This window comes from Micromonospora sp. NPDC093244 (assembly GCF_040683695.1).
GTDB lineage: Bacteria > Actinomycetota > Actinomycetes > Mycobacteriales > Micromonosporaceae > Micromonospora.
In genome coordinates this window covers 1,004,922-1,023,474 of the sequence record NZ_JBFBEO010000001.1, presented here as the reverse complement: position 1 = coordinate 1,023,474, position 18,553 = coordinate 1,004,922, and the positions used below count along the sequence as shown (strand labels likewise).

The 18,553-nt window shown below is 72.4% G+C and carries 18 protein-coding genes; 17 read left to right on the top strand and 1 reads right to left on the bottom strand.

Going from position 1 to position 18,553, the window contains the following annotated elements:
• Genes AB0N27_RS04585 through AB0N27_RS04570 form a run of 4 tightly spaced genes read left to right on the top strand, consistent with a single transcriptional unit; the run spans position 1 to position 5,301 of the window.
• A complete protein-coding gene (locus AB0N27_RS04585) occupies positions 1-1,566 on the top strand; it encodes a class I adenylate-forming enzyme family protein (protein ID WP_364363054.1) in 1,566 nt (521 codons plus the stop codon).
• Complete coding sequence (purB, locus tag AB0N27_RS04580; RefSeq protein WP_364363052.1) at positions 1,566-2,924, top strand: adenylosuccinate lyase; 1,359 nt, start codon at positions 1,566-1,568, stop codon at positions 2,922-2,924. Before AB0N27_RS04585 ends, purB begins: the two co-directional genes overlap by 1 nt.
• Positions 2,921-3,682 carry an enoyl-CoA hydratase/isomerase family protein gene (locus AB0N27_RS04575; protein WP_364363050.1) on the top strand — a complete coding sequence of 254 codons (762 nt, stop codon included), beginning with the start codon at positions 2,921-2,923 and terminating at the stop codon, positions 3,680-3,682. Before purB ends, AB0N27_RS04575 begins: the two co-directional genes overlap by 4 nt.
• Positions 3,679-5,301 carry a thiamine pyrophosphate-binding protein gene (locus AB0N27_RS04570; RefSeq protein WP_364363048.1) on the top strand — a complete coding sequence of 541 codons (1,623 nt, stop codon included), beginning with the start codon at positions 3,679-3,681 and terminating at the stop codon, positions 5,299-5,301. The genes AB0N27_RS04575 and AB0N27_RS04570 overlap by 4 nt, the downstream gene beginning before the upstream one ends.
• A gap of 5 nt (positions 5,302-5,306) precedes the next feature.
• On the opposite strand, the gene AB0N27_RS04565 is transcribed toward AB0N27_RS04570, so the two are convergent.
• The gene (locus tag AB0N27_RS04565) at positions 5,307-6,134 is read right to left on the bottom strand and encodes an IclR family transcriptional regulator (protein WP_357980875.1); all 828 of its coding nucleotides are present in this window, start codon (positions 6,132-6,134) and stop codon (positions 5,307-5,309) included.
• Positions 6,135-6,255: 121 nt separating this feature from the next.
• On the opposite strand from AB0N27_RS04565, the gene AB0N27_RS04560 reads away from it, so the two are divergent.
• The 13 genes from AB0N27_RS04560 to AB0N27_RS04500 all read left to right on the top strand — a co-directional run bounded on the left by AB0N27_RS04560 (position 6,256) and on the right by AB0N27_RS04500 (position 18,553).
• On the top strand, positions 6,256-8,295 hold the full coding sequence (locus AB0N27_RS04560) for a hydantoinase B/oxoprolinase family protein (protein WP_364363046.1): 2,040 nt from the start codon (positions 6,256-6,258) through the stop codon (positions 8,293-8,295).
• Positions 8,292-9,278 carry a tRNA U-34 5-methylaminomethyl-2-thiouridine biosynthesis protein gene (locus tag AB0N27_RS04555; protein ID WP_364363044.1) on the top strand — a complete coding sequence of 329 codons (987 nt, stop codon included), beginning with the start codon at positions 8,292-8,294 and terminating at the stop codon, positions 9,276-9,278. Before AB0N27_RS04560 ends, AB0N27_RS04555 begins: the two co-directional genes overlap by 4 nt.
• On the top strand, positions 9,271-10,098 hold the full coding sequence (locus tag AB0N27_RS04550; RefSeq protein WP_364363042.1) for a 2-amino-5-chlorophenol 1,6-dioxygenase subunit alpha: 828 nt from the start codon (positions 9,271-9,273) through the stop codon (positions 10,096-10,098). The genes AB0N27_RS04555 and AB0N27_RS04550 overlap by 8 nt, the downstream gene beginning before the upstream one ends.
• Positions 10,099-10,118: 20 nt before the next feature.
• On the top strand, positions 10,119-10,409 hold the full coding sequence (locus AB0N27_RS04545; protein WP_354824231.1) for a BMC domain-containing protein: 291 nt from the start codon (positions 10,119-10,121) through the stop codon (positions 10,407-10,409).
• 20 nt (positions 10,410-10,429) lie between these two features.
• Positions 10,430-10,756, top strand: coding sequence for a BMC domain-containing protein (locus tag AB0N27_RS04540; protein WP_357980863.1), 327 nt, complete (start codon positions 10,430-10,432; stop codon positions 10,754-10,756).
• Complete coding sequence (locus tag AB0N27_RS04535) at positions 10,756-11,004, top strand: EutN/CcmL family microcompartment protein (RefSeq protein ID WP_364363039.1); 249 nt, start codon at positions 10,756-10,758, stop codon at positions 11,002-11,004. Before AB0N27_RS04540 ends, AB0N27_RS04535 begins: the two co-directional genes overlap by 1 nt.
• Positions 11,005-11,023: 19 nt before the next feature.
• Positions 11,024-12,541 (top strand): 2-hydroxymuconic semialdehyde dehydrogenase, encoded by a 1,518-nt coding sequence (locus AB0N27_RS04530; protein ID WP_364363037.1) that lies wholly within the window; start codon positions 11,024-11,026, stop codon positions 12,539-12,541.
• Entirely contained in the window at positions 12,538-13,332 is a 795-nt protein-coding gene (locus AB0N27_RS04525; RefSeq protein WP_364363034.1) for a fumarylacetoacetate hydrolase family protein, read from the top strand. Before AB0N27_RS04530 ends, AB0N27_RS04525 begins: the two co-directional genes overlap by 4 nt.
• The gene (locus AB0N27_RS04520; protein WP_364363032.1) at positions 13,329-14,240 is read left to right on the top strand and encodes an acetaldehyde dehydrogenase (acetylating); all 912 of its coding nucleotides are present in this window, start codon (positions 13,329-13,331) and stop codon (positions 14,238-14,240) included. Before AB0N27_RS04525 ends, AB0N27_RS04520 begins: the two co-directional genes overlap by 4 nt.
• Positions 14,237-15,259, top strand: coding sequence for a 4-hydroxy-2-oxovalerate aldolase (dmpG, locus tag AB0N27_RS04515; RefSeq protein WP_364363030.1), 1,023 nt, complete (start codon positions 14,237-14,239; stop codon positions 15,257-15,259). Before AB0N27_RS04520 ends, dmpG begins: the two co-directional genes overlap by 4 nt.
• Positions 15,256-15,969, top strand: a complete 714-nt coding sequence (locus AB0N27_RS04510; protein ID WP_364363028.1) for a fumarylacetoacetate hydrolase family protein — start codon at positions 15,256-15,258, stop codon at positions 15,967-15,969. The genes dmpG and AB0N27_RS04510 overlap by 4 nt, the downstream gene beginning before the upstream one ends.
• Positions 15,966-16,382, top strand: coding sequence for a RidA family protein (locus AB0N27_RS04505; protein WP_364363026.1), 417 nt, complete (start codon positions 15,966-15,968; stop codon positions 16,380-16,382). Before AB0N27_RS04510 ends, AB0N27_RS04505 begins: the two co-directional genes overlap by 4 nt.
• Before the next feature lie 152 nt (positions 16,383-16,534).
• A complete protein-coding gene (locus tag AB0N27_RS04500) occupies positions 16,535-18,553 on the top strand; it encodes an acyl-CoA dehydrogenase (RefSeq protein ID WP_364363024.1) in 2,019 nt (672 codons plus the stop codon).

Genomic DNA, 18,553 nt, shown 5'->3' with positions numbered 1-18,553 from the left:
ATGCCGTCACTCGCCCTCGACGCCGTCCTGCTCGACGGGGCGGCCCGGCACCCGGACCGGCCGCTGTACGCGTTCGCGGAGCTGGACCACCCGGTCACGTACGCCGAGTTCGCCGAGCTGGCGGGTCGGGGCGCCGCGGTTCTGGCCGCCCACGGGATCGGCCGCGGTGACCGGATCGCCGTGTGGTCGGAGAACAGCCTCGCCTGGCTGACGTTGCTCGCGGCGGCGGCCTGGCGCGGCGCCACTCTGGTGACCCTGCACCCGGGTCTCACCGCCGCGGAGTTGGCCGAGACGGTGGCCCGCGCCCGACCCCGCCGGCTGTTCGCGGCCGGTCGGATCCGCGACCGGGACGCGACAGCCGACGCGGCAGCGGCCCTGGCCGGATCGCCGTACGCGCCGGACGGTGTCCACGCGCTCGGCGACGACGGCGGCCGGGGCGCGCTGGCGACGTTGGCCGGCTGGTCGGACGCGCCGCCCGAACCGGCAGGTGACGCCGACGCCGTGCTGAACATCCAGTTCACCTCCGGCTCCACCGGCCCGGCCAAGATGGTGGCGCTCAGCGCCCGGAACCTGGTGCGCAACGCGCAGTGGACGGCCCGGGCGGCCGGGCTGCGCCAGTCCGACACCCTCGCCTCACCGCTGCCGCTGGCGCACGCCGCAGGGCTCAGCAGCGGCGCGGTGCTCGCGCTGGTCACGGGGGCGCTCTGGGTGTCGACGCGCCGGTTCCGCTCGGAGACCGTGCTGGATCTGGTGGAGCGGCACCGCTGCACAGTGCTGCAGGCCGTACCGACAATGGCCACGATGCTCGCCGACCGGGTCGAGGGCGAGCCCGGCCGGTGGGACCTGTCGTCGCTGCGCGTCGGCTTCCTCGGTGGCGCGCCGTGCCCGCCCGCGCTGCGCGAGCGCACCACGCGCGTGCTGGGCCTGGACCGCACGGCCGTCGTCTACGGTCAGACCGAGGCAGGTCCCACGATCAGCGTCGACCCGGGCGACGGCAGCTGCGCACCGGTTGGCCGGACCGTCGGCCGGATCGTGCCCGGCCTCGACGCGGCAGTGGTGCGGCCCGGCACCGGTGACGCCGTACCGCCGGGCGAGGCGGGCGAGCTGCTGGTGCGCGGTGAGTCGGTCATGTCCGGCTACGTCGACGACTCGGCCGCCACCGCCGCCGCGCTGACCACCGACGGCTGGCTGCGCACCGGCGACCTCGGCGCGATGACCGCCGAGCGGGTGTTCACGCTCACCGGCCGGGTCAAGGAACTCATCATCCGTGGCGGCGAGAACATCAGCCCGGCCGAGGTGGAGGCCGCGCTGCTCGACGACGCCGCCGTCGGCCAGGCGTGCGTGCTCGGCGTGCCGTCGGAGCGCTGGGGCGAGGAGGTCGGCGCACTTCTTGTCGCCGCGCCCGGCACCCGGCTCGACACCGAGGTCGTCGCCGCCGCCGTCGCCGCGAGGCTGGCCCGACACAAGCAGCCCACGCGGGTACGCGCGGTCGCCGCACTGCCCCTGCTGCCGTCCGGCAAGGTCGATCGGCGCGCCGCGCTGGCGCTCCTCGAGGGGGAGAACTGATGCAGCTCGGGTCGTGTTTCCTCGATTCGCTCACCGTCACCAGCTTCTTCGGCAACGCCGAGATGCGCGGAGTGTTCAACGACAGGCAGCTCATGCAGTCCTGGCTGGACGTGGAGGCCGCGCTGGCCCGCGGGCAGGCGTCGCTCGGGATCATCCCCCGGGCGGCCGCGGAGGCGATCACCGCTGCGGCACGGCTGGAGAAGCTGGACACCGCGGCGCTCGTCGCCGACGCCGAGGACACCGTCCACCCGCTGGTGCCGCTGGTGCGCGCCCTGACCGCCGCCTGCCCCGGTGACGCGGGACGCTACGTGCACCTGGGTGCCACCACCCAGGACGTGATGGACACCGGGTTCGTGCTGCGTGCCCGCGCCGGCCTGGACGTCGTCGGGCGCCAACTCGACGAGCTGGTGCGGCTGCTGCGCCGGCTGGCGCTGCGGCACCGCAGCACACCCATGCCGGCGCGTACGCACGGCCAGCAGGCCCTGCCGACCACGTTCGGGCTGCGCTGCGCGGTGTGGCAGAGCGAGCTGCAACGCCACCGGGACCGGCTCCGGGAACTGCGCGCCCGGCTGCTGGTGACCAGCATGGGCGGGGCGGCGGGCACGATGGCGGGGTACGGGCCGCAGGCGTTCGCGCTGGAGCGGGCCGTCGCGGACGACCTGGGCCTGGCCGTGGCGGACACCCCGTGGCACGCCACCTCGGACCGGTTCGCCGAGTGCCTCATGGTGCTGGGCATGGTGGCGTCCAGCGGCGAGAAGCTGGCCCGCGAGGTGTACTTCCTGGGGCGTACCGAGGTCGGCGAGGCGTACGAGCCGCAGCGCACGACCCAGGTCGGCAGCAGCACGATGCCGCACAAGCGCAACCCGATCCGCTGCGAGGCGGTGATCGCGGCGGCCGGCACGCTGCGCGCGCAGGTGCCGCTGGCCCTGCATACGATGGTGGCGCAGGACGACCGGGACATGGGCGTCGGCATGACGCTGTGGAAGCTGCTCCCGGAGTGCTTCATCCTCATCGGTGGTGTCCTGGAGCGCCTGGTGGAGGTCTTCGGTGACCTGGGCGTGAATCCGGACCGGATGCGCGCCAACCTCGATCTCACCGGCGGGCTGGTGCTGTCGGAGGCGGTGATGCTGCGGCTGGCGGGCGCGCTGGGCCGCGAGGAGGCGCACCACCTGGTGATGCGGGTGGTGCGCGACAGCCTGGAGCAGGACCGCCCCTTCGCTGACGTGTTGCGCGCAGACCCGCAGGTCGCCGCCGCCCTGCCCGGCGAGGATGTCGCCGGGCTGCTGGACCCGCTGTCGTACGTCGGTCACGCCGCGGCCCTGGTGGACCGCGCCCTGCTCACCTCGGAGTCGCCATGACCAGCGCACCGTCCGCCTCGTCGCCAGTGCTCCTCGACCGGGCGGGCCGGCTGGCCCGAATCACGCTGAACCGTCCACATCGGCGCAACAGTTTCGACCTGGCGATGCTGGCCGGGTTCGAGGACGTGTTGCACGAGGTGGGACGCGACTCCGAGGTGGAGGTGGTGGTGCTCACCGGTGCGGGGCCGGCGTTCTGCGCTGGCACCGACCTGGACGAGCTCGCCGGTCTGGACGCGGCCGCCACCATGCAGGTGCAGCGCCGCACGGCCGAGCTGGTGGAGCGCTGGTACCGGTTGGAGCAGACGACCGTGACCGCGTTCAACGGCCCGGCGATCGGCTCCGGGGCGGTGCTCGGGCTCGCCGCCGACCTGCGCGTGGCGGCGGACAGCTGTTTCTTCACGTTCCCGGAGGTCACCTTCGGCATCCCGCTGACGTGGAGCGGCATGGCGATCCTGGCCGACCTGGTGGGGGCGGACCGGGCGAAGCGCTGGCTGCTGCTGGGAGAGCGGATCGGCCCGGCGGAGATGCTGCGCCACGACCTGGTCACGGCGGCGGTGCCGGCCGACGGGTTGGGCGCGGCGTGTGACGCGGTGGTCGAGCGGCTGCTGGCCGTCTCGCCGGTGGGCCGGTCCATGACGAAGCGGGCCGCGCGCCTGGCCGGGCCGCGGTTCGAGGCCGCCGCCAACGACTCCTACCTGGGTGCGCTGAGCGTCGCGTTGCGGCCGGTCGGCCCCTACCCGAAGGGCGGACATCGGTGAAGGTCTACCAGGTGCTGGCGGACGCGCTCGTCGCGCACGGCGTCGACACGGTGTTCGGCCTGCTCGGCGACGCCAACATGTTCCTCGTCAGCGACCTTGTCGACAGGCACGGCGTACGGTTCGTCGCGGCCCGCAACGAGAACGCCGCAGTGATGATGGCCGACGGGTACGCCCGCGCGACAGGGCGGTGCGCCGTGGCCACTGTGACCCAGGGGCCAGGGCTTGCTGTGGCGGGTGCGGCGCTGACGATCGCCCGCCAGGCGCGTACCCCGTTGGTGCTGGTGGCGGGCGACACGCCGCCCGGGGATCCGGGGCACGTGCAGAACTTCCCGCAGCAGCCGTTCGCCCTGGCGACAGCCGGCCGCGTGGTGCCGGTGGTGGACGCGGCGGGGGCGGTCCGTGACGTCGCGGCGGCGTTCCGGCTGGCCCGCTCCACAAGTGGGCCGGTGGTGCTGAATGTGCCGATGGACCTGCAGGACGAGGACGTCGCGGAGGACGTGCCGCCGCCCGTCGCGGTGGCCGAGCCGCGCCCGCCGGCGCCGCTGGCGCCGCACGCGAACGACGTGGCGATGCTCGCGCAGCGGCTGCGGAGCGCGCAACGCCCGGTGGTGCTGGCCGGTCGGGGCGCGCAGGGAGCCGAGGCGGCGGTACGGGAGTTGGCGGATCGCAGCGGAGCGGTGCTGGCCACCACGCTCATGGGCGCGGGCCTCTTCGCGGACCACCCGTACTGCCTGGGGGTGGCGGGTGGGCTGGCCCGGCCGCTGACCCGGCGGGTGCTGGGCGAGGCGGATCTGGTGCTGGCGTTCGGTGCCGGGCTGAACCGGTGGACGGCGGATCACGGTCGGTTGTTCGCCCGGGCCGAGGTGGTGTGCGTCGACACCGACGGGGCGGCGCTGGGTGCGCGCTGGCCGGTGGACGCCGGCGTGGTGGGCGACGCGGCGGCGGTGGCGGCGGCGGTCTCGGCGGCACTGCCGCCGACCCAGCGGCCCCAGTGGCGTTCCGCGGAGCTGGCGCGGGAGGTGGCGGCGGCCGACCCGTTCGCCGGTCTGGTCCCGTTGCGGGCGGCGGACCGGATCGACCCGCGGGCGTTCCTGCGGGTGTGCGCCAGGCGGCTGCCGACGCGCCGCACCACTGTGGTGGGTGTCGGGCATTTCGGCGGCTGGCCGAACCTGCTGCTGGATTCGCCTGCGACGGACCGGGCGCTGATCGCCCCGTGGGACTTCGGCAGCATCGGTGTGGGGCTGCCGTTCGCGGTGGGCGCCGCGGTGGGCCGCCCGGACCGGCCGGTGGTGGCGTTCGAGGGTGACGGGAGTCTGCTCACCGGGCTGGGTGAGCTGGACACGCTCGCCCGCACGGGTGCCGCGGTACTGCTGATCGTTCTGGACGACGCCGCGTACGGCGCGGAGGTGCGCAAGCTGCGACCACGGGGGGTGGATCCGTCGCTTGCCCGTTTTCCCGAGCGCGACCTCGCCGCGGTGGCGCGGGCACTGGGTGTGCCTGCCTGGACGGTGACGGACGAGGCCGGTGCCGACGCCGCGTTCGACGCGGTGCTGCCGGTCACCGGCCCTGCCCTGCTGCACGTGCGGGTGCACCCCGGTGCCGTGCAGGAACACTTCTGAGCCGGTCAGTCCCCCCAGATCGCGCCGACGCCGTGGCCCATCTGACGCGACAGTTCGTCAGCGGTGCGGACGGCGGCGGCGGCCAGCTCGGCGACGCGTGCCTCGTCGAGGCGGAAGATCGGCCCCGAGACGCTGATCGCGGCGGTGACGTGGCCGAGCCGGTCGCGTACGGGCGCGGCGACGACGCGCAGGCCCTCCTCGCTCTCCTCGTCGTTGAGTGCCCACCCCTGCTCTCGGACCTGGTGCATCCGCTTGGCGAACGTGTCGAGGTCGGTGATGGTGTTCCGGGTCAGCGGCGTGAACCGAGTGCCGGCGAACATGGCCCGGATCTGCTCGTCGTCGAGGTCGACCAGCAGGGCCTTGCCGGCCGCGCTGCACCACAGGGGGATGCGTCGGCCGAGGCGGGAGACGAGCTGCACGTTGCGGGTGCCGTGCTCGATGTAGATCGACAGGGCGTCCGAGCCGTCGCGGATGGACAGGTTCACCGACTCGCCCTCGTCCTGGGCGAGTTGGTGCAGCAACGGCCGGGCCAGGGCGTGCATGTCGAGCCCGGCGAGGAAACAGGCGCCCAGCTCGAAGACTGTGACGCCGAGCCGGTAGGCGCCGGTCTCGTCGTTGCGTTGCAGGAAGCCGGTGTCGGCGAGGGCCCGGAACAGCCGGCTGGCTGTCGACTTGTGCAGCCCGAGTTCTCGGCTGACGTCGCTCACCTTGCGTTCGACGCTGCCACCGCGGAAGGCCAGCAGCACGCTGAGGGCGCGGTCGAGCGCCTGGGTGCCGGACTCCCGGGCGACGGGTTCCTCCGCAGCTGAAGAGGGTTCTGCGGCCTGCGACATCTTGCTTCCCACTTTCTCGGTTGATAGTGTTTCACAATATAAACCACGGACCACATTATGGTCCACGTGAGGTCAAGGCCGAACCGCTCGGCACAACGAGCCGGAACACATGAGGCGTCGCATGACCAAGACGTTGAACCCGATCGACCTCGAGATCGTCACCGAGGGTCTGATCTCGATCGTGCGCGAGATGCGCCAGACGATCTTCCGCACCGCGCACTCCCCCGTCATCGCCGACGCGCAGGACTTCTCCTGCGCACTGTTCGACCCCAAGGGCCAGATGGTCGCCCAGGGGCGCGACATGCCCGGGCACGTCATCGCCATGCCGGCCTCCGTCGCCGAGATCTTCGCGGACTTCGCCGACGAGATGCGTCCCGGCGACCTGTACATCGTCAACGACCCGTACCGGGGCGGCAGCCACCTCAACGACGTCACCCTGATCACCCCGGTCTTCGTCGACGGCGAGCTGTTCCTCTTCCCCTGTGTGCGCATGCACTGGGCCGACATCGGCGGGATGACCCCCGGCAGCGTCTCCGGGCAGGCCACCGAGATCCTCCAGGAGGGCCTGCGCATCCCGCCGATCAAACTGATCGAGCAGGGGCGCCCCAACGCCGCCGCGTACGCCATCCTCTTCGCCAACGTGCGGATGGCCGACGAACGGCGTGGCGACCTGGAGAGCTGCATCGCCGCCTGCCACACCGCCGAGCGGCGACTGCGCGAACTCGTCGGACGCTACGGCGCCGAACTCCTGCTCGACAGCGTCGCCGCCAACATGGACCGCACGGAGCAGCGGCTGCGCGACCGCATCCGCGAGTTGCCCGACGGCGTCTACCGCTACGAGGACTACCTCGACCTCTACACCGACGGTCGGTACGATCCCGCGCTGGTGCGCTGCGTGCTCACTGTCGACGGCGACGAGATCGACGCCGACTTCCGCGGATCGTCCACACAGGTCGCGGCAGTCGTCAACTCCTCGCATGCCATGACCGTCGCTGGCGTCTTCATCGCCGTCAAGAGCGCGCTCGATCCCGGCGGCCTGGTCAACCACGGCGCCTTCCGTCCGCTGCGGGTGCACACCGAGCCGGGCACCGTCGTACACGTCGCCTATCCGGCGCCCGCCAACGCCCACAGCGAGGTGCGCAAGCGCGTCATCTCCGCCGTCATGGCCGCGCTGAGCCAGGTCGCGCCAGACCTCATCGCGGCCGACCAGTTCGGAACCACCTTCCAGAACCTCATCGGTGGCGTGGACCAGCGCACCGGCCGGCCCTACCTGTACTACGACTACCCGGCCGGCGGCAACGGCGGGTTCCTCGAATCCGACGGGCCGAGCGCGATGAACCCCGTCGACCTCGGGGACATCTCCACAATCCAGTCCGTCGAACGGCTGGAGACCGAGATCCCCATCCTCGTCGACGCGTCCGAGCTGCGCCTCGGCTCGTGCGGCGACGGAGTACGCCGAGGCGGGCTCGGCAGCCGACGCGAAACCCGACTGCTCGCCAGCACCGGCGCCTACTCCGTACAGACCGACCGCACCACTGTGCCGCCGTACGGTCTGCACCACGGCGGCCCCGGTGCCCCCACCGTCACGTTCGTGGTCCGCGCGAGCGGCGAGCGTGTCGACTTCGAGACCCCCGGCAAGGTCGCCGGCTTCCCGATGCGCGCCGGTGACGTCCTCGTCATGGAGTCCGCAGGCGGTGGAGGCTGGGGTGACCCGCTCGACCGGGAACCGGCAGACGTCGCCGACGACGTCGCGCAGGGATACCTCAGCGCCGCCGAGGCCGAGCGCCGCTACGGCCTGCGGCTCGACGACGACGGCCGCGTCGACACCGCCGCGACCGCGGCTGCCCGGCGGGAGATGCGCGGGGAGCGGCGATGGCTGCGCGTCACCACGAGCGACAGCAGGCCGTACGCCGGGGAGCGCGGCCGGCAGCGGCTCGCCTACGTGGCCCCCGGCACCGGCCTGGCCGAGGGCGTCCTCGTGGAGATCCACGGCGTGCACCCCGCACCCCTGCGGGCCTGGGTCCGGCACGACGCCGGCCTGGCCGACGACCAACTGGCCCTCGACGACGACGGGCTGCAGATCCTCGGCGCCGAACCCGACGAGCGCACGTTCGTGCGGGTGCTGGCCGACCGGGGCACGACCGGGGAGGGACAGGCATGAGCAGAGTCTTCCGGGTTCCCGTGGCGCCCGCCCGCACGGGCGGTGCCCGCCGCACCGACATCGCGGACCGGCTGCCGGAGGTGCCGTCCGCCCGCGCCGGCATCGTCGCGGGGGTGCTCAGCCCGCACCCACCACACCTGATCTACGCCGAGAACCCGCCGCAGAACGAGCCACGCTCCACCGGCGGGTGGGAGGTGCTGCGCTGGGCGTACGAGCGGCTGCGGCAGCGCATCCGCGAGGTGCACCGCCCGGACGTGCTGATCGTGCACGCCCCGCACTGGATCACGATGGTCGGCCACCACGTGAACTGCGTGCCCAACCCGCGCGGTGTCTCCGTCGAGCCGATCTTCCCGCACCTGTTCCGCTACTCCTACGACTTCCGCTCCGACGTGGAGCTCGGTGAGGCCATCGCCGACGAGGCCAGCGACCTGGGCCTGGTCACCCGCAAACTGCGCGACCCACGGGTACGTGTGGACTACGCCACCATCGGCGCGCTGCACCTGGTCAACCCGGCCTGGGACATCCCGGTGGTGTCGCTGTCGGCGAACAACAACCCGTACTTCTACTCCGACGCGTCTCTGGAGGAGATGGAGGTGCTGGGTGAGGCGACCCGCCGGGCCGTCGAGCGCACCGGGCGCCGCGCCGTGCTGCTGGCCTCCAACTCGCTGTCGCACCTGCACTGGCACGAGGAGCCGGACCTGCCGGAGGACATGGAACGCGAGCACCCGTACAACAACCACCAGTACCGCTGGGACATGAAGTTGCTGGAGGCGATGCGCCGCGGTCCGACCGCGCCGCTGCGGGAGCTGATCAGCGAACACATCGAGGCGACCTCGTCGGAGACCAAGGCGGGCAGCCTCACGTGGATGCTGGCCGCGATGGGCTGGCCGAAGGTGCCCGGTGACGTCCTGGGCTACGGCACGATCATCGGCACCGGCAACGCGGTGGTCGAGTGGACCCCCGAGGGAGGACACCGTGGCTGACACCGGGATCGTCGCCGGTGCGCTGCTGCCCGGCATGCCGCACCTGCTGGCGGAGAAGCCCGCCCGGTGCTGGGCCGACCTGGCCGGCGCCGCCCGCGACGTCGGCGACCGGCTGCGCCGCCTCAAGCCCGACGTGGTGCTGCTGCTGTCCACGCAGTGGTTCACCGTCCTGGGCCACCAGTTCCAGTGCGACCCGAACCCGCGCGGCGAGCACGTCGACGAGAACTGGTACGCCTACGACTACGGCCTGCTCCGCTACGACCTGCGCTTCGACGTGCCGTTCACCGAGCGGTGGGCCGATCACGTGCAGAAGGGCGGCATGCAGGCCCGGCGTACCCGCTACGACGGGTTCCCGATCGACACCGGCACCATCATCACCTCGGCGCTGCTCGACCCGGACCGCGAGCTTCGCTGGTCGCAGGTGTCGTGCAACCTCTACGCCGACGCGCAGACGCTCGCCGACGTCGGCGCGGCGGGCGCCGCCGCGGCCCGCGAAGCCGGCGTACGCGCCGCCGTCGTCGTGGTCACCGGCATGTCGTCAGGCCTGATCCAGCAGTGGATCGAGCCGCACGAGGACCACATCGGCGACCCCGCGCACGACCGCTGGAACCGGCGGGTGCTGGACCTGCTGACCGCCGGCAAGGTCGACGAGGTGCTGAAGATCCGCGAGGACTTCGCCCGCCAGGCGCAGGCCGACAGCCAGTTCCGCGCGCTGGCGTTCGCCGCCGGTGCCGGGGCGGCCGCCGGTCCGGCGCAGTTGCACGCGTACGGACCGCTCTGGGGCACCGGCGGCGCCGTCCTGTCCTGGAATCTGCCCTGAACACTGGAGAAGGAGAACTCATGCGGAACATGGCTGCCGGCTTCGTCGAGGCCGAGGGCTACACCGCCATCTTCGACGCGGTCGACGCGATGGTGAAGGCCACCGAGGTCGAGGTGACCCGCGTCGTCCGTCTCGGCGGCGGCATCGTCGCCGTCGCGCTGCGCGGCGACCTGGCCACCGTCGAGGAGGCCGTCGACATCGGCGAGGCAACCGCCAAGGCCAAGAGCCGAACGGTGCACTCGATCGTCTTCGCCAGCCCCTGCGACGCGGTGTCGGCGCTCGCCGTGGACCCCCGCCTCGTCGGCAACTGATCCGGTAAGGAGAACAGCACATGCCTTCTGACATCGCCATCGGCATCGTCGAGACCCGGGGCGTCGTGGCCCTGTCCGCCGGAATCGAAGCCATGATCAAAACAGCGGACGTCCGTTGCGTAGCGGTGGAGCGGGTGACCAGCGGCTACCTGGCCGTCGCCGTGCAGGGCAGCCTCGCTGCCGTCCGGCAGGCCGTCGCCGCGGGCGAGGCCGCCGTCCGGGCGCACGGCGACCTGCGCAGCTCGCAGGTCTACCCCAAGCCGCACCCCACCACTGCCGCGCTGCTTGAGGATCCGGAGGCCGCCCGGATCCGCGAGGTCATGGCGAGCCTGCGGGGAGAGGGCTGATGCTCCTCGGTGAGGTCGTCGCGAAAGTCTGGCCGGACAAGATCCTGCCGTCGCTGCAGGGCCGCCGGCTGGTGCTGGTCCGGCCCCGCGGCGACGGAGCCGACCTCGTCGCGATCGACCCGCTGAACGTGGGCGTCGGCACCGTCGTGCTGGTCGCCACCGACGAGGCGGCCGCCGCGGCCACGGGCGTGCCGACGGCCGACGCGGCAGTCGTGGCGCTCGTCGCCGACTCCGCGACCAAACGATAGGGACCGAGAGGCGTTGCCCATGACATCCGGGCGTACCACCCGCTGGCCGAGCGGCCTGATCGACGGCCACCCGAGCGGAGATCTGCTGCTGCCGAACTACGTCGGCGGCGAATTCGTCACCGGCGGCACCCCGTTCGCAAAGGTGTCACCGGTGACCGGCGAGACGATCCTGCACGTCGCCGAAGCCGACGCGTCCACCGTGGACGCCGCCGTGGACGCCGCCCGGGCCGCGCTGCGCGGGCCGTGGGGCGCGATGGGCGAGGGTGAGCGGGCCGTCGTGCTCCGCCGCGTCGCCGACGAGTTGGAGCGCCGCTTCGACGACCTCGTCGCCGCCGAGGTCGCGGACACCGGAAAGTCGGTGACGCAGGCCCGCACGCTGGACATCCCGCGCGGCGCCGCGAACTTCCGGGCGTTCGCCGACATCATCACGTCCACTCCGACGGAGTCGTTCACGACTGTCACGGCGGGTGGCGGGCGGGCGCTGAACTACGCGGTCCGCAAGCCGGTAGGCGTGGTCGCGATCATCGTCCCGTGGAACCTGCCGCTGCTGTTGCTGACCTGGAAGGTGGCGCCCGCGCTGGCGTGCGGCAACGCGGTGGTCGTCAAGCCCAGCGAGGAGACACCGTCGTCGGCGACCGTTCTGGCCGAGGTGATGGCCGCGGCCGGTGTGCCCGACGGCGTGTTCAACCTGGTGCACGGCTTCGGCCCCGGTTCGGCGGGCGAGTTGCTCACCCGCCACCCAGGCGTGGACGCGATCACCTTCACCGGCGAGTCCGCGACCGGCTCGGCCATCATGCGCTCCGCCGCGGACGGCGTGAAGGCCGTCTCCTTCGAGTTGGGCGGCAAGAACGCCGGGCTGGTCTTCGCCGACGCCGACCTGGACGCGGCAGTCGAAGGCTCCGTACGGTCCAGCTTCACCAACGGCGGCCAGGTGTGCCTGTGCACCGAGCGGCTGTACGTACAGCGGCCGGTCTTCGACGAGTTCGCGGCCCGGCTGGCGAAGCGTGCCGGGGAGCTGGCGTACGGCTGGCCGTCGGAGGCCGCGACGATGACGATGCCCCTGATCTCCGGCAAACACCGGGAGAAGGTGCTCGGCCACTACGACCTGGCCCGTACCGAGGGCGCCACAGTGCTCGCCGGCGGCGGCGTGCCCGCGTTCGGCGACGACCGCGACGGCGGCGCGTACGTGCAGCCCACGGTCCTGACCGGGCTCGGGCAGCACGCCCGCACGGTCCGCGAGGAGATCTTCGGACCGGTCTGCCACATCGCGCCCTTCGACGAGGAGGACGAGGCGTTCGCGCTCGCCAACGACAGCGAGTACGGCCTGGCCGCCACCGTGTGGACCCGTGACGTGGGCCGCGCGCACCGGGCCGGGGCGCGACTCGACGCCGGCCTGGTCTGGGTGAACACCTGGTTCCTGCGGGACCTGCGCACCCCGTTCGGTGGGGTGAAGGCGTCCGGAGTGGGCCGCGAGGGCGGCGCGCACTCGCTGCACTTCTACTCCGAACTCACGAACGTCTGCGTGGACCTCGGATGAGCGCCGACATCGACGGCGCGGCCGCGGCACTGCGGGACGCGTACGCCACAGGGGTCGCCCGCAAGCCGCTGCGCGACGACCTGCTGCCGGCCGGGGACCTGACTGCCGCGTACGCCGTGCAGCAGGCGCAGGTCGAATCCTGGCTCGCCGAGGGCCGCCGTCCGGTCGGGGCGAAGGTGGGCCTGACGTCGCGGGTGGTGCAGGAGTCGTTAGGTGTCTTCCAGCCCGACTTCGGCGTCCTCTTCGGCGACATGGCCGTCCCCGACGGCGCCGAGATCGACCCGCGGGACCTGCTGCAACCGCGCGTCGAGGCGGAGGTCGCGTTCGTGCTCGGGCGCGACATCCCCGACGAGCAGGTCACCGTCGCCGACGTGGTGCGGGCCACCGATCACCTGCTGCCCGCCATCGAGATCGTCGACTCGAGGATCGCCGGCTGGGACATCTCCATCGTGGACACGGTCGCGGACAACGCGTCAAGCGGCCGGTACGTGCTCGGCACCACCCCGCGCCGGGTACGCGACGTCGACCTGCGGCTGTGCGGGGCCGTGCTGGAGCACGCCGGCGAACCGGTCTCCGTCGGGGCGGGGGCGGCCTGCCTCGGCAACCCGCTGCACGCCGTCGCCTGGCTGGCGGCGACGCTCGCCGCGAACGGTCGTCCGCTGCGCGCCGGGGACACCGTGTTGTCCGGCGCGCTCGGGCCGATGGTGGCGGTCACCCCGGGCGCCGCGTACGAGGCCCGGATCTCCGGCCTGGGCAGCGTCCGGGCCTGCTTCTCGAAGGGCGACGCATGAGCACCGGCGTGGCGGTGATCGGTTCCGGCAACATCGGCACCGACCTGATGATCAAAGTGTTGCGGCTGTCGGAGTCGCTGCGGATGGTGGCGATGGCCGGCATCGATCCGAACTCCGACGGCCTGGCCCGGGCCCGCCGGCTCGGCGTGGCCACCACCGCGGGGGGTGTCGACGGGCTCGTCGCGATGCCGGAGTTCGCGGACGTCGGCATCGTCTTCGACGCGACGAGCGCGGGCGCGCACCGGCACAACGACGCGGTGCTGCGCCAGCACGGCACGCGGGTGGTCGACCTGACACCGGCCGCGATCGGCCCATACGTCGTACCCCCGGTGAACCTCGACGCCCACCTGGGTGAGCGCAACGTCAACATGGTCACCTGCGGCGGGCAGGCGACAGTGCCGATCGTCGCGGCCGTCGCGGCTGTCACGCCCGTGGCGTACGGCGAGATCGTGGCCTCGATCGCCTCCCGCTCGGCGGGGCCCGGCACCCGCGCCAACATCGACGAGTTCACCGAGACGACGGCCCGCGCCATCGAGGTGGTCGGCGGGGCGGGCCACGGAAAGGCGGTGATCGTACTGAACCCGGCGGAGCCGCCGTTGCTGATGCGCGACACCGTCTACTGCCTGTGCCCGGACGCGGGCGCCGACCGGGCGGCGATCGCCGCGTCGGTGGAGGCGATGGCGGCCGCGGTGCGGCAGTACGTGCCCGGCTACCGGCTCAAGCAGGAGGTGCAGTTCACCGAGGTCGACGCGCACGTTCCGGCGCTCGGCGGGCACTTCTGCGGCGTGCAGGTCTCCGTGTTCCTGGAGGTTTCCGGCGCCGGTCACTACCTGCCCGCGTACGCCGGCAACCTCGACATCATGACCAGCGCCGCGCTGCGCACCGCCGAACGGATGGTCTCGTCGTGACCGACCTCTACATCCAGGACGTCACACTGCGCGACGGCATGCACGCCATCGGGCACCGTTACACGGTCGGTCAGGTCACGGAGATCGCGGCGGCGCTGGACGCCGCAGGGGTGGCGGCGATCGAGGTGGCGCACGGCGACGGCCTCGCCGGGTCCAGCGTCAACTACGGCCACGGTGCCGCGACCGACGCCGACTGGATCGGTGCGGCCGCGTCGGTGCTGACCCGCGCGAAGCTGACGACGCTGCTGCTGCCCGGCATCGGCACGATCGCCGATCTTCGGGCCGCCCGCGATCTCGGCGTCACGAGCGTGCGGGTGGCGACGCACTGCACCGAGGCGGACATCTCCGCTCAGCACATCGCGTGGGCCCGGGAGAACGGCATGGACGTCGCCGGGTTCCTGATGATGTCGCACATGGCCGACCCGGTCACCCTGGCGGGGCAGGCGAAACTCATGGAGTCGTACGGGGCGCACTGCGTCTACATCACCGACTCCGGTGGCCGGCTCACCATGACGGACGTGGCGCAGCGGGCGGACGCGTACCGGCAGGTGCTCGACCCCGGGACGGAGATCGGCATCCACGCGCACCACAACCTGTCGCTGGGGGTGGCGAACAGCCTCGTCGCGGTCGAGCACGGGGTGCGCCGGGTGGACGCCTCCCTGGCCGGGATGGGTGCCGGGGCGGGCAACGCGCCGCTCGAGGTGTTCGTCGCGGTGGCCGAGTTGAACGGCTGGCAGCACGGCTGTGACGTGTTCGCGCTGATGGACGCCGCCGAGGACCTGGTGCGCCCGTTGCAGGACCGGCCGGTACGGGTCGACCGGGAGACGCTGTCGCTGGGCTTCGCCGGGGTCTACTCGTCGTTCCTGCGGCACGCCGAGAGCGCGGCCGACCGTTACGGGGTGGACGTGCGCACGATTCTGCTGGAGCTGGGCCGCCGCCGGATGGTGGGCGGCCAGGAGGACATGATCGTCGACGTGGCGCTGGACCTGGTCCGGGACGCCGGGAAGGACATCCAGTGATCGACACCCTCGCCGGCCGTCTCGACGAGGCCGCCGTGTCGCGTACGGCGGTCGCGCAGTTCGGGGCCGACGCCGGCCTCGACGTGGCCACCGCGTACTCGGTGCAGGAGGCCCTGGTGGCGCGGCGGCTGGACCGCGGCGAGACGGTGGTCGGGCTCAAGTTGGGCCTGACCAGCCGCGCCAAGATGGCACAGATGGGCGTCGACGAGGTGATCTGGGGCCGGCTCACCGACGCCATGCGCGTACCGGACGGCGGCACGGTGAGCCTGTCCGAGCGCATCCATCCGAAGGTCGAGCCGGAGGTCGCGTTCCTCGTCGAGGGCGGAGCTGTCGTCGCGGTCGCTCCCGCCATCGAGCTCATCGACTCCCGCTACCTGGACTTCCGGTTCACCCTGCCGGAGGTGATCGCCGACAACACGTCCGCGTCGGGCTTCGTCGTCGGGCCGTGGCGGCCGGTGCCGGACGGTGTCGACAACCTCGGCGTACTGCTGGAGGTCGACGGGCGGGTCGCGCAGGTCGGCTCGACGGCGGCGATACTCGGCGACCCGCGTCGCGCCCTGCCCGAGGCGGCCCGTCTCGCCGGGGAACTGCGGGACGGCTGGGTGCTGCTGGCTGGCGCGGCGACCGCCGCTGTGCCGCTGACGCCGGGCGCGCACGTGCGGGTCACCGTCGAGCAGATCGGCACGGCGTCGCTGCGGGCGTCGGCATGAGCGGGGCCCGGACCGTCACCGGCAAGGCCGTCCCGCGCGGCCGGTTCCCGCATGTCAAGGTCGCGGGCGGTTTGGTCTTCGTCTCCGGTACGAGCAGCCGCCGCCCCGACAACACGATCGCCGGTGCGACTGTGGACGCGCTGGGCACCGCGTCGCTGGACATCGTCGTGCAGACCCGCGCCGTGATCGAGAACATGCGCGACATCCTGCGCGACGTCGGCGCGGACCTGTCCGATCTGGTGCAGGTCACCACGTACCTGGTCAGCATGAACGACTTCGGTGGCTACAACGCCGTGTACGGGGAGTTCTTCGACGAGACGGGGCCGACGCGCACCACCGTGGCCGTGCACCAACTGCCCCACCCGTACCTGCTGATCGAGATGCAGGGGGTCGCGGTGCTGCCGCTCGGGTGACGTCCCGGCCGGCCGCCCCGCACCGATGACCGGGGACGGGCGGCGATGGTGTCCCGTTTCACCGCGGTCTGCCCGGCAGGACCACGGTTGGGGGCCGTACTCTTGATCGGGTCCAGACTGCACCCAAATGTCCGCCATCCGGAGGGGTGACAATGCCCGATCACGCGTCTGACCGTATCGATCTCGCAGGCCTTCAGGACGTACTCGACGGACCGTGGGCCAAGGTGCGCAACGCGCACCGGGAGCACCTCGACGAGCGCTTCCTCCCGGTGTACGGCGAGACCGGTGACCAGGCACGTGAGCGGATCACCCGACTGCTCGGCGAACTCCCCACCGAGCTGGGAATGGCGTCCGCCTTCCCCGCCGAGTACGGCGGCAGCTCCGACATCGGTGGCTCGATCATCGCCAGCGAGATGTTGGCGCAGGTCGACCTGTCGCTGATGGTCAAGGCGGGCGTGCAGTGGGGCCTGTTCGGCGGCGCGGTCGCGGCCCTGGGCACCCGGCGGCACCACGACGCGTACCTCCGGGACATCGTCTCGGGCAAGATCTTCGGCTGTTTCGCCATGACCGAGACCGGGCACGGCTCGGATGTCCAGCAGCTGCGCACCACCTGCACGTACGACCCGCAGACGCAGACCTTCGACCTGCACACGCCGCACGAGGCGGCCCGCAAGGACTACATCGGCAACGCCGCCCGCGACGGGCGGATGGCTGTCGTCTTCGCGCAGCTGGTCACGAACGGTGAGCGGCACGGCGTACACGCGTGGTTGGTGCCGATCCGCGACGCGCAGGGCAACCCGATGCCCGGCGTGAGCATCGGTGACGCCGGGCCCAAGGCCGGCCTGCTCGGCGTGGACAACGGGCGGCTCACCTTCGACCACGTGCAGGTGCCGAGGGACATGCTGCTGGACCGTTACGGTCAGGTCGCCGAGGACGGGACGTACTCCAGCCCGGTCGAGAACGACTCCCGGCGCTTCTTCACCATGCTCGGCACCCTGGTCCGCGGCCGGGTGAGCGTGGGCGGCGCCGCGTCGGCGGCCACGAAGTCGGCGCTGACCATCGCGGTGCGCTACGGCGACATCCGGCGCCAGTTCGGCACGCCCGACGCGGAGCGCGAGGTGCTGCTCAACGACTATCTGGCCCACCAGCGCAAGCTGCTGCCCGCGCTGGCCACCACGTACGCGCTGCACTTCGCCCAGACCGAGCTGGTCGCCGCGCTCAGTGAGGTGCAGGGCGGCGACGGGCCGGTCGACGAACACCGGCAGCGGGAGCTGGAGTCCCGGGCCGCAGGTCTCAAGGCCGCGCAGACCTGGCACGCGACACGCACCATCCAGATGTGCCGCGAGGCGTGCGGCGGCGCCGGCTACCTGGCCGAGAACCGGCTGCCCAGCCTCAAGGCCGACACCGACGTCTTCACCACCTTCGAGGGCGACAACACTGTGCTGCTGCAACTGGTGGCCAAGGGGCTGCTCACCGGCCACCGGGACGAGTTCGGCTCGCTGGACGGCTGGGGGCGCGCCTCCTTCGTCGCCGAGCAGGTCCGCGAGATGGTGCTCGAACGCACCGCCGCGCGGTCGCTCATCGAGCGGCTGATCAGCGCCGTGCCAGGTCGCGACGAGGAGGTCGCCGTCACCGACCGCGGCTGGCAGCTCAAGGCCTTCGAGGACCGCGAGAGGCACCTCCTGGACGGCGCGGTCCGCCGCCTGCGGGGCGGCGCGACCACGAAGAAGGACCGCCCCTTCGACATCTTCAACGACGTCCAGGACCACGTCCTGACCCTGGCCGCCGCGCACATCGACCGGATCACCCTTGAGGCGTTCGTCGCCGGCATCGAGGACACCGCCGACCCGGCGGTCCGGGCGCTGCTGTCCCGGGTCTGTGACCTGTACGCGCTGAGCGTCATCGAGGCCCACAAGGGCTGGTTCCTGGAGCACGGCCGTCTGACACCGGCCCGTTCCAAGGCCATCACGGGCGTGGTCAACGCTCTACTCAAGGAGCTACGCCCAAACCTGCGCACCCTCGTCGACGGTTTCGCCATCCCGGATCCGTGGCTGCACGCCGCGATCCTGCGCGAGGAACCCCTGCGGCAGGAGGCCATGGCCGCCGACGACGAGCAGACACGCGCCGACGACCACCTCGAACTCGAAGGGGGAGCGGCTGGAGGGGCATGA

Excerpts from the sequence above, each read along its gene's own strand:
- AB0N27_RS04525 (WP_364363034.1), top strand. The coding sequence starts at position 12,538 with ATGAGCGCCGACATCGACGGCGCGGCCGCGGCACTGCGGGACGCGTAC.
- AB0N27_RS04500 (WP_364363024.1), top strand. The coding sequence starts at position 16,535 with ATGCCCGATCACGCGTCTGACCGTATCGATCTCGCAGGCCTTCAGGAC.
- AB0N27_RS04565 (WP_357980875.1), bottom strand. The coding sequence starts at position 6,134 with ATGTCGCAGGCCGCAGAACCCTCTTCAGCTGCGGAGGAACCCGTCGCC.
- AB0N27_RS04585 (WP_364363054.1), top strand. The coding sequence starts at position 1 with ATGCCGTCACTCGCCCTCGACGCCGTCCTGCTCGACGGGGCGGCCCGG.
- AB0N27_RS04520 (WP_364363032.1), top strand. The coding sequence starts at position 13,329 with ATGAGCACCGGCGTGGCGGTGATCGGTTCCGGCAACATCGGCACCGAC.
- AB0N27_RS04575 (WP_364363050.1), top strand. The coding sequence starts at position 2,921 with ATGACCAGCGCACCGTCCGCCTCGTCGCCAGTGCTCCTCGACCGGGCG.
- AB0N27_RS04560 (WP_364363046.1), top strand. The coding sequence starts at position 6,256 with ATGACCAAGACGTTGAACCCGATCGACCTCGAGATCGTCACCGAGGGT.
- AB0N27_RS04535 (WP_364363039.1), top strand. The coding sequence starts at position 10,756 with ATGCTCCTCGGTGAGGTCGTCGCGAAAGTCTGGCCGGACAAGATCCTG.
- AB0N27_RS04540 (WP_357980863.1), top strand. The coding sequence starts at position 10,430 with ATGCCTTCTGACATCGCCATCGGCATCGTCGAGACCCGGGGCGTCGTG.
- AB0N27_RS04505 (WP_364363026.1), top strand. The coding sequence starts at position 15,966 with ATGAGCGGGGCCCGGACCGTCACCGGCAAGGCCGTCCCGCGCGGCCGG.
- AB0N27_RS04530 (WP_364363037.1), top strand. The coding sequence starts at position 11,024 with ATGACATCCGGGCGTACCACCCGCTGGCCGAGCGGCCTGATCGACGGC.
- AB0N27_RS04555 (WP_364363044.1), top strand. The coding sequence starts at position 8,292 with ATGAGCAGAGTCTTCCGGGTTCCCGTGGCGCCCGCCCGCACGGGCGGT.
- purB (WP_364363052.1), top strand. The coding sequence starts at position 1,566 with ATGCAGCTCGGGTCGTGTTTCCTCGATTCGCTCACCGTCACCAGCTTC.
- AB0N27_RS04545 (WP_354824231.1), top strand. The coding sequence starts at position 10,119 with ATGCGGAACATGGCTGCCGGCTTCGTCGAGGCCGAGGGCTACACCGCC.